The 7,884-nt window shown below is 68.0% G+C and carries 8 protein-coding genes; all 8 read left to right on the top strand.

All coding sequences use genetic code 11. From position 1 onward, the window contains the following. A partial coding sequence (gene eccD, locus ACFFNX_RS02780; RefSeq protein ID WP_378194523.1) for a type VII secretion integral membrane protein EccD occupies nucleotides 1-805 on the top strand: 805 nt, incomplete at its 5' end. A 30-nt stretch (nucleotides 806-835) separates the two neighbouring features. Next, the gene (gene eccB, locus ACFFNX_RS02775; RefSeq protein WP_378194520.1) at nucleotides 836-2,329 is read left to right on the top strand and encodes a type VII secretion protein EccB; all 1,494 of its coding nucleotides are present in this window, start codon (nucleotides 836-838) and stop codon (nucleotides 2,327-2,329) included. Between the two features lie 89 nt (nucleotides 2,330-2,418). Then, the gene (locus ACFFNX_RS02770; protein WP_378194517.1) at nucleotides 2,419-2,760 is read left to right on the top strand and encodes a hypothetical protein; all 342 of its coding nucleotides are present in this window, start codon (nucleotides 2,419-2,421) and stop codon (nucleotides 2,758-2,760) included. Nucleotides 2,761-2,801: 41 nt separating this feature from the next. Then, nucleotides 2,802-3,122, top strand: a complete 321-nt coding sequence (locus tag ACFFNX_RS02765; RefSeq protein ID WP_378194514.1) for a WXG100 family type VII secretion target — start codon at nucleotides 2,802-2,804, stop codon at nucleotides 3,120-3,122. A gap of 124 nt (nucleotides 3,123-3,246) precedes the next feature. Continuing rightward, nucleotides 3,247-3,708, top strand: a complete 462-nt coding sequence (locus tag ACFFNX_RS02760; protein WP_378194511.1) for a type VII secretion system-associated protein — start codon at nucleotides 3,247-3,249, stop codon at nucleotides 3,706-3,708. A 51-nt stretch (nucleotides 3,709-3,759) separates the two neighbouring features. Then, nucleotides 3,760-6,996: an AAWKG family protein gene (locus ACFFNX_RS02755; RefSeq protein ID WP_378194508.1), complete on the top strand. Its 3,237-nt coding sequence runs from the start codon at nucleotides 3,760-3,762 to the stop codon at nucleotides 6,994-6,996. A gap of 40 nt (nucleotides 6,997-7,036) precedes the next feature. After that, nucleotides 7,037-7,516, top strand: coding sequence for a YbaB/EbfC family nucleoid-associated protein (locus ACFFNX_RS02750; protein ID WP_378194505.1), 480 nt, complete (start codon nucleotides 7,037-7,039; stop codon nucleotides 7,514-7,516). After that, nucleotides 7,509-7,874 (top strand): hypothetical protein, encoded by a 366-nt coding sequence (locus ACFFNX_RS02745; protein WP_378194502.1) that lies wholly within the window; start codon nucleotides 7,509-7,511, stop codon nucleotides 7,872-7,874. Before ACFFNX_RS02750 ends, ACFFNX_RS02745 begins: the two co-directional genes overlap by 8 nt. Nucleotides 7,875-7,884 lie beyond the last annotated feature (10 nt).

Below are 7,884 nucleotides of genomic sequence, written 5' to 3'. Positions count from 1 at the left end.
CGCGCTGAGCGGCCCCGACCACTACCGGACGCTCCGCGCCCGGCTGCTGGCCGAGTCCGCGGCGGAGGCGGGCGCCTCGGTGCTCGCGCTCGCCGTGGTGGCGGCCTACACCGCGCTCTTCGTCGGCGCGACCGTGTTCGCGATCGCGGGCGCGTTCGGCGGCGTCCTGGTGATGGTCGCGGGGATGCCGCCCGAGCACGCGGCGAGCATCGTCATCCTGGTGGCGGTCATCTTCGGCGCGTTCGTGCCGTCGCTGTCGTTCCGATTGTCGGGGCTGCGAACACCGCCGCTGCCGACCAACGCCGACCAGCTCCAGGAGGGTATCGAACCGCGCTCGCCGTCGGCCGTGGCCGCCCGCGCGGTCCTCGCCGACACCTGGATGACCGCCCTGTACGCGACGGTCGGCCTGACCTGTGCCCTCTGCGTGACGGCGCTGGCGCACAACCACCGGCTCAGCCAGCTTCTGATGGCCGCCGCGGTGTCCCTGCTCCTGGTGTTGCACAGCCGGGGTCTGGGCAACGTCTGGCAGCGCCTGTCCCTGGTCGCGCCGGGCGTCTGGGGCGCCGCCATGATGATCGCCGTCGAGGTCGCCGGGGCCGATCCGGGCGGCCGGACGCTGCCGGCGGTCGGGGTGGCGTCGGTCGCCGCGGCGCTTCTCATCACCGGATGGATCGTGCCGGGCCGCCGGCTCGTGCCGTACTGGGGCCGGGCCGCGGAGATCCTGCACAGCCTGGTGGCGGTCAGCCTGCTGCCGCTGACCCTGTGGGTCCTCGGCGTGTACGGCGAGCTGCGGGCGATCGGCTGATCCGGGACAGGAGAGGACGGGCGGGAGACGATGCAGTCACGTCGTGACCAGGTCCAGGCCCACCTGTTCGTCATGGGCCGGATCACTTCCGGGATGCTCAGGGCCGACCCGGACGCGCCGGAGAGCCCCCAGGGCCGGACGAACCGCGGCGCGATCGCCGGGATCGTCGTCGCGGTGCTGCTGTGCGCCGCGGCGTTCATCTGGGGGCTGATCTCTCCGGGCCGGTCGAACACCTGGCGTGACTCCCAGAGCCTGATCGTCGACCAGGACACCGGCGCCTCCTACCTCTATGTGGACGGGCGGCTGCGTCCGGTCCGCAACTACGCGTCGGCGCGCCTGCTCGGCGGCAGCAAGATGAAGACGCGCAAGGTGCGGACGAAGTCGCTGGACGGCGCGCCGCACGGGCAGCCGGTCGGCATCGTCGGCGCGCCCGACTCGCTGCCGACCCCGGCGGATCTGAGCCGAGGCCCGTGGGCGGTGTGCTCCGGCACCGGTGAGGCCGGCCCGGCCGCCACCTCCACGACGCTCGCCGTGGGCGCGAGCACCACGGGCGACGACGACCCGCTGACGGCGGGCCAGGGGATGCTCGTCACCGGGCCCGACTCCGCCGTGTACCTCGTGTGGCAGGGCAGCCGGTTGCGGCTGAACCAGAAGAGCGGCGCGATGTCCGCGCTCGGCTACGCGGGCCGCGGCACCTCTCCGGTCTCGGCGGCGTTCATCGACGCGCTGCCGGCCGGACCGGACCTGACCGCGCCGGCCGTACCCGGCATGGGCACCGCCGGACCGGCCCTCGACGGGCACGCGACCCGCGTCGGCCAGGTGTTCCGGGTCGGTGTGATCGGCTCCGAGCCGCGCTACTACCAGCTGCGCCAGAACGGCCTGGCCGAGATAAGCGTCACCGTCGCCGACCTGCTGCTGGGCGACCCGGACGTCCGGCGCCTGGCCTACGGGAACCGGAGCGCGACCGCGGCCACGCTGTCGCCCGACGTGCTGAACGCGCACCTCGCCCCGGCCGACCAGACGGCGTCGCCCCCGGGGGCGCTGCCGGAGACGCCGCCTCGGCTCGTGGACCGCGGCACGTTGCAGTCCGCCTGCGTACGGGTCGTGCCGGGCGACGCGGGTCCCCGGGTGAGCGTGATGCTGGCGAACCCCGCGACGCTCGGCATGGTCGCCCAGGCGCCGACCTCCACCGCCTGCGTTCCGGTGGACCGCATCACCACTCCGCCCGGCGGAGGCGTGCTGGTACGGGCTCTGGCGGCCGACGGAGGCACGGGCGGCGCCTCCGTGTACCTCGTGACCGACACCGGCACCAAGTACCGCGTGCCGACCAGCGACGACCTCGCGGCGCTCGGCTACTCGGTCGGCGAGGCGGTGGCGCTGCCGTCACCGCTGCTCGCGATGGTGCCGGCCGGTCCCGACCTGAGCTCGGCGGACGCGGCTTCAGGCTCCTCCCCGGCGACGCCGGAGCCGTGCGGAGGCGCCGGGCAAGGCGGTGACAAGTCGACGACAAGCCACACCCGATAAGGAGAAAGGGCATGGGGCGATGAATCGGATGGTGGACCCTCCATCCTGCCCCCGTTCCCGTGCGTCCGAGCGAGAGAGGAAGGCGAGCGGTGGCAGGCAACGGAATGCAACAGTCGCAAGTATCGGCGACTAAGAACGGTATCAACGCCCTGGAACAGGCGTTCTCCGGCGTCACGAAGATCCGGCAGGACGTCGAGTCGACACGCCACAATCTTGCCTCCGGCTACAAGGGGTCGGACGGCGGGGCGTTCGGTGACCTCGTCAACAACTGGGAACAGCAGTGCGACGTCATCCTCACCAACCTGCGGGACATGGTCGACAAGCTCAACCAGACCCTGAGCGCCCAGCACCAGCAGCAGGGGTCGAGCAACGACCAGATCAACCAGGCGTACAACCAGTCGCAGTCCGTCTTCGACGCCCTGCACGGCTGAGCACGTCCCCCCATTCCGCTTGACGAGAGACGAGGACACCGATGAGCGAGGATTTCACCGACGGCTACATCTACGTCGACTACTCCCACATGAACAACGCCGCCGACGACCTGGTCAGCCAGACCAAGGCCATCGCCACGACGATCTCCAACATGGAGATGGAGCTGACCGAGCTCAAGAAGTCGTGGGTCGGTGACGACGCGGACACCTACAACAAGAAGCAGCAGGCATGGGACAACGCCATCAAGGCGATGGAGGACATGCTCACCCAGCACTCGCAGCTTCTGGACGAGATCTCCGGCAGCTACAAGTACAACGAGAACAACCTCAGCCAGATGTGGTCCGAGGTGCGGATCGGCTGAGCGCCCGGCCTCCGGCCGCCCGCCCGCTCACGGCGGCCGGAGGCCACGGCGTACCGAATGACCATTATGGTGACCGGGCCGGTGGCCCGGCGATGACGGAGATGAAGCCGAGGAGCGCGCAACGATGGCGGACAAGAAACTCGCACTGGACAAGAACGGGCTGCAGGACTTCGTCGATCACCAGATCGCGCCCTTCCAGGATTCCCTCGACAAGATCGCGAACACCGACACCGAGGCGGGTGTGGCGATCGGCTCCATCACGGGTGACGGTTACGAGTCCGACACCGAAAAGGGGATCTTCAAGGCGCAGCGGCCGCTGTCGATCGGGAAACTCGCGACCGACAGCGGTTCCGGCGGCGACAAGCTCGTCAAGAAGGTCAGCGACGTCTGCGATTCCATCACCGACGTCTACACCAAGCAGATCAACCTGTTCCGCGATCTCCATGACAACCTGGACACCACGATCAAAAAGCTCATGGACGGTCAGCACGACACCCTGGTGAAGATCGACGGAAAGATCTTCCTGGACGGCCTGGGCACGCTGCCCGGCGACTTCCAGGACACCGGAAGCTCCGGCGACTCCTGACCGTCAGGCGGTAATCCCGGCCCACGTACATCTTCCAACGGAGAGCGCACCATGGCGGACGACAGCAGCCAGGACAAGGCCCCGGCGTTTTCGACGGGCGACGACTGGTGGACCGCCGTCTACACGCTCACCGGTTATCAGCCGCCCAAGCGCGGGGTGATCTTCGAGCAGCTGTACGGCAACGACGACATCCCGCTGATGAAGATCGAGATCCACGACTGGGACGTCGAGCCGGACCTCGCCGAGCTCAGTGCCATCGACGCCATGTCGTGGCGGACGCAGAACTCCGGCTGGCGCATCGAGAACACCGACTTCGTCGTGCCGTTCTTCAACGGGCCCACGAGCAAGGGCTCGACGGTGCAGATGCGCAAGGCGCGGATCACGCTGCTGGGCACCTATGGCGGGGAGGTCCCCGCCGGCGGCGTGGTCATGGGCGGGGAGTTCACCGAAAAGGGCAGCCACCTCATGCCCGACGGTTTCCAGGGCTGGGACTCACGGCCGCTCTCCCAGTACAGCTACGGCGGGGGCATGGCCCTGGAGCAACTGCTGTACTCGCCGAACTCGACCTGGCGGTACGCCTGGAACAACGTTCATGTCGAGGACGACGCCGCCGTCGACCTGACCGGCTTCGACCGGGTCGCCAACGCGTTCGACCGGGCGGCGCAGTTCTTCCACAACAGCAGGAACACGATCCAGGGCTGGGAAGACGAGGTGGGCACCACGGAGGATGCCGCCTGGCAGGGGCAGGCCGCCGGCGTCTTCTGGGACATCATCCATCAGCTCGGGAACATCTACCAGAAGTACACCGACACCCTTCCGCTTCAGGGCTACAGCTCCAAGGCCGGCAACGACCTGCGCACGGCGAAGCAGGGCGTCTACAACGCGATGTCGAACCTGCACTCGACCTGGAGCACGTGGGCGCTCTACACGGGCAACCCGCTGCGCTGGCTGCACGACATCCTGCTCGAGGTCACCGACGACATCTGGGACAACAACCTCGTCAAGGTCAGCGCGATCCCGTACGTCAGCGAGTACGCCACCACGTGGTCGAACGAGGTCTCCGAAGACGGCTTCCGTACCAGCGTGAATAACAAGAACGGCGGGAGCTACGGCGACCTGAACGACCTCACCACGTGGAAGAACATCGGCGAAGAGGCGATCAAGCGCTGGCAGCAGAGCGTCATCGACCAGCTGGGCACGGCCGGGGACAAGGCGATGACGGCCGTGCACAACGCCCTGGTCGACGTCAACAAGACGCTGAACAAGCTGACCACCCAGAGCATCAACCTCCAGTCGGACTACCAGGCCGACAAGGCCGCCGCGGAGCAGGCGAAGGCGGACAAGGCGGCGGCCGACGCGGCGGCGCACGAGAAGGAGATGGAGGACAAGGCGGCGGCCGACGCGGCAGCCGCTGCCGCGCACGAGAAGGAGATGGAGGACAAGGCCGACAAGCAGCGGGCCGACGACCTCGCCCATCAGAAGGAGATGGAGGACAAGGCCGACAAGCAGCGGGCCGACGACCTCGCGCACCAGAAGGAGATGGAGGACAAGGCCGAGAAGGAGCGCGAGGAACAGGAGAAGGAGCAGAAGGAACAGCAGGCCAAGCAGGAACAGGAGCAGAAGGAGCAGGAGGCGAAGCAGGAGCAGCTTCAGAAGGAGCAGGAGGCGAAGCAGGAACAGCTCCAGAAGGAGCAGGAGGCCAAGCAGGAGGAGCAGGAGAAGAAACAGGAGGAGCAGCAGAAGGAGCAGGAGGCCAAGCAGGAGCAGCAGTACAAGGAGCAGATGGCCATACAGATGGCCATGCAGCAACAGCAGGAGAAGAAGCAGGAGGAGCAGGAGAAGAAACAGGAACAGGCCCAGAAGGAGCAGGAGCAGCAGCAGAAGGAACAGGAGGCCAGGCAGGAACAGCTCCAGAAGGAGCAGGAGGCGAAGCAGGAGAAGCTCCAGCAGGAGCAGGAGGCCAAGCAGGAGAAGCTCCAAAAGGAGCAGGAAACCAAGCAGGAGGAGCAGCAGAAGAAGCAGGAAGAGCAGCAGAAGAAACAGGAGGAGCAGGCCCAGCAGCAGTACAAGGACCAGCAGAAGACCGAGGCCGAATACCAGAAGAAGCAGGAAGAGCAGGCCAAGCAGCAGTACGACCAGCAGCGCAAGGACCAGCAGGACCAGGAGGCCAAGCAGGAGCAGCTCCAGAAGGAGCAGCAACAGCAGGCCGAGAAGCAGTACGCGCAGCAGAAGCAGGACCAGGAAGCGCAGGCCAAGCAGCAGTACGAGCAGCAGAAACAGCTTCAACAGCAGTACAACCAGCAGCTGCCCGGCGGCGGTAACAACAGCCAGCAGCAGCTCCAGCACCAGCTCCAGCAGCAGCAGGACCAGTTCCAGCACCAGCTGGAGAACGCCTACGGCAGCAACCAGGTCGGCAGCCAGACCCACCTCAATCCCGACGGGACCGTCACCACAGACTTCAGCGACGGCAGCTCGACGACCATCAACCCGCACACGGGCATGGAGACGACGACCCACCCGAACGGGTCCGTCACCACCGAGCACCTGAGCCACGCACACACGCTGACGAACCCCGACGGCAGCACCTCGACGGTCAATAGCGACGGGACGATCACCACGCACTACCCGGACGGCAGCGTCACGACGGTCAACCCGCGTACGAGCATGGCGACCACGCACGAGCCGGACGGGCAGACGATCACGACGTCGCTCGGCAACGGGGCGACGTTGCCGCACGGCTCATCCCTGGGCACCAGCTCGCTCTACGAGCCCGAGCTGCACGACCAGCCCTTCGACGGCTCGCTCGGCTCCGCCACCCAGATGGCCACCGAGTCCGCGGTGCCCGGCAGCACGGTCAGCCCGTCCGGGAACGTGCTCCCGCTGGGCACGCGGATCGACGGCACCACCACCGGCGGGACGCCCCTGGCCGACCAGACGACGAGCCGGGGCCCCATGGGCGGGCCCATGGGTGGCATGGGCGGTATGGGCGGCCTTGGCGGCATGGGCGGCGGCGGGGACAAGAGCTCCGGCGAGCGCGTGCGCCAGGTCTATGAGGACGACGACATCGTCCCGTCGAGCGGCGGTTCGCTCGGCCGGCGGAGCCGGCGCCCCACCGAGGAGGAAACCGTCGCGGGCCGGCGCACCCCGACCACCGCGGGCTACGACCCGTACGGAGGCGGCGACCGGGAGCGGACGGAGAGCGGCGACCGGGAGCGCGAGGCGTGGGTGCCCGAGGAAGAGGACGTCTGGGGCACCGACGAGGGCGGCTCGCCGGCCGTCATCGGATGACGTACGCGGCGGTCACCCGGCGCGGAGAGGAGTGACGGAGATGGAGACGAGCGACTCGCTGGAGGGGCAGGTCGCCGCGGCGCGGGAGCGTCTCGAGGCGACCAGGAAGGCGGTGGCCCGTGCGCGAGCCGACCTCGCCGACGCGTCCTCGACCGCACGGTCCAAGGACCGCTCGGTCGAGGTGACCGTCGGCCCGCAGGGCGAGCTGAAGCGGGTGAGGTTCCTCGACGAGAAGTACCGGACGATGGAGGCGGCGGAGCTGGGGGCGGCCGTCCTCGATGCGGCGAGCAGGGGCCGGGCGGCCATGGCGCGCCGGGTCATGGACACGTTCTCCGGCATCGAGACACCCGCCCTTGAGACGCCGGAGGTCTCCTACCGGCCGCCCGACTGGGAGCAGATCTTCGGCTCGGCCCTGGCCGCTGCCAAGCGTGGGCGTGGGTCCACGACGAACAAACCCCGTGGCGGCCGGAAGGGCGCCACACTGCACGACGAGATCGTGGAGGACGGTGGCGATGAGTAGCAAGTTCCAGTTCGACCAGACCCGCTTCAACAACGCGATAGACAGCATCGAGGGTCTGCGAGACCTGATCTATGAGTTCGGGGACAGCTTCTACGACAGCCTGAGCAACGCCGGGGAGGTCCTCGGCCACGACAAGGATTTCGGGCTCAACGCCAATCAGGTGCTCCAGCAGCAGCGGCTGCTGTTCCGTCAGGCGACCCATGCGCTGGGTCAGGTGGCCGACGCGGTCCCGCAGCAGCTCCAGTCGCAGCAGCGCTACATCAAGACCGGGCAGCAGAAGGTCCTCGACAGCGTCCATGACGTCGGTTCGCACCAGGCCGAAGGCTTGCCGGGGACGGGAAAGCCCGGCAGGTACTGATAGAAGACGA

The sequence above is a fragment of the Actinoallomurus acaciae genome, assembly GCF_042429965.1.
In the GTDB taxonomy this organism is placed as follows: domain Bacteria; phylum Actinomycetota; class Actinomycetes; order Streptosporangiales; family Streptosporangiaceae; genus Actinoallomurus; species Actinoallomurus acaciae.
The sequence above is the reverse complement of the archived record's forward strand: the minus strand, read 5'-3'. Positions and strand labels throughout refer to the sequence as shown.

Excerpts from the sequence above, each read along its gene's own strand:
- ACFFNX_RS02755 (WP_378194508.1), top strand. The coding sequence starts at position 3,760 with ATGGCGGACGACAGCAGCCAGGACAAGGCCCCGGCGTTTTCGACGGGC.
- ACFFNX_RS02745 (WP_378194502.1), top strand. The coding sequence starts at position 7,509 with ATGAGTAGCAAGTTCCAGTTCGACCAGACCCGCTTCAACAACGCGATA.
- eccB (WP_378194520.1), top strand. The coding sequence starts at position 836 with ATGCAGTCACGTCGTGACCAGGTCCAGGCCCACCTGTTCGTCATGGGC.
- ACFFNX_RS02750 (WP_378194505.1), top strand. The coding sequence starts at position 7,037 with ATGGAGACGAGCGACTCGCTGGAGGGGCAGGTCGCCGCGGCGCGGGAG.
- ACFFNX_RS02760 (WP_378194511.1), top strand. The coding sequence starts at position 3,247 with ATGGCGGACAAGAAACTCGCACTGGACAAGAACGGGCTGCAGGACTTC.
- ACFFNX_RS02765 (WP_378194514.1), top strand. The coding sequence starts at position 2,802 with ATGAGCGAGGATTTCACCGACGGCTACATCTACGTCGACTACTCCCAC.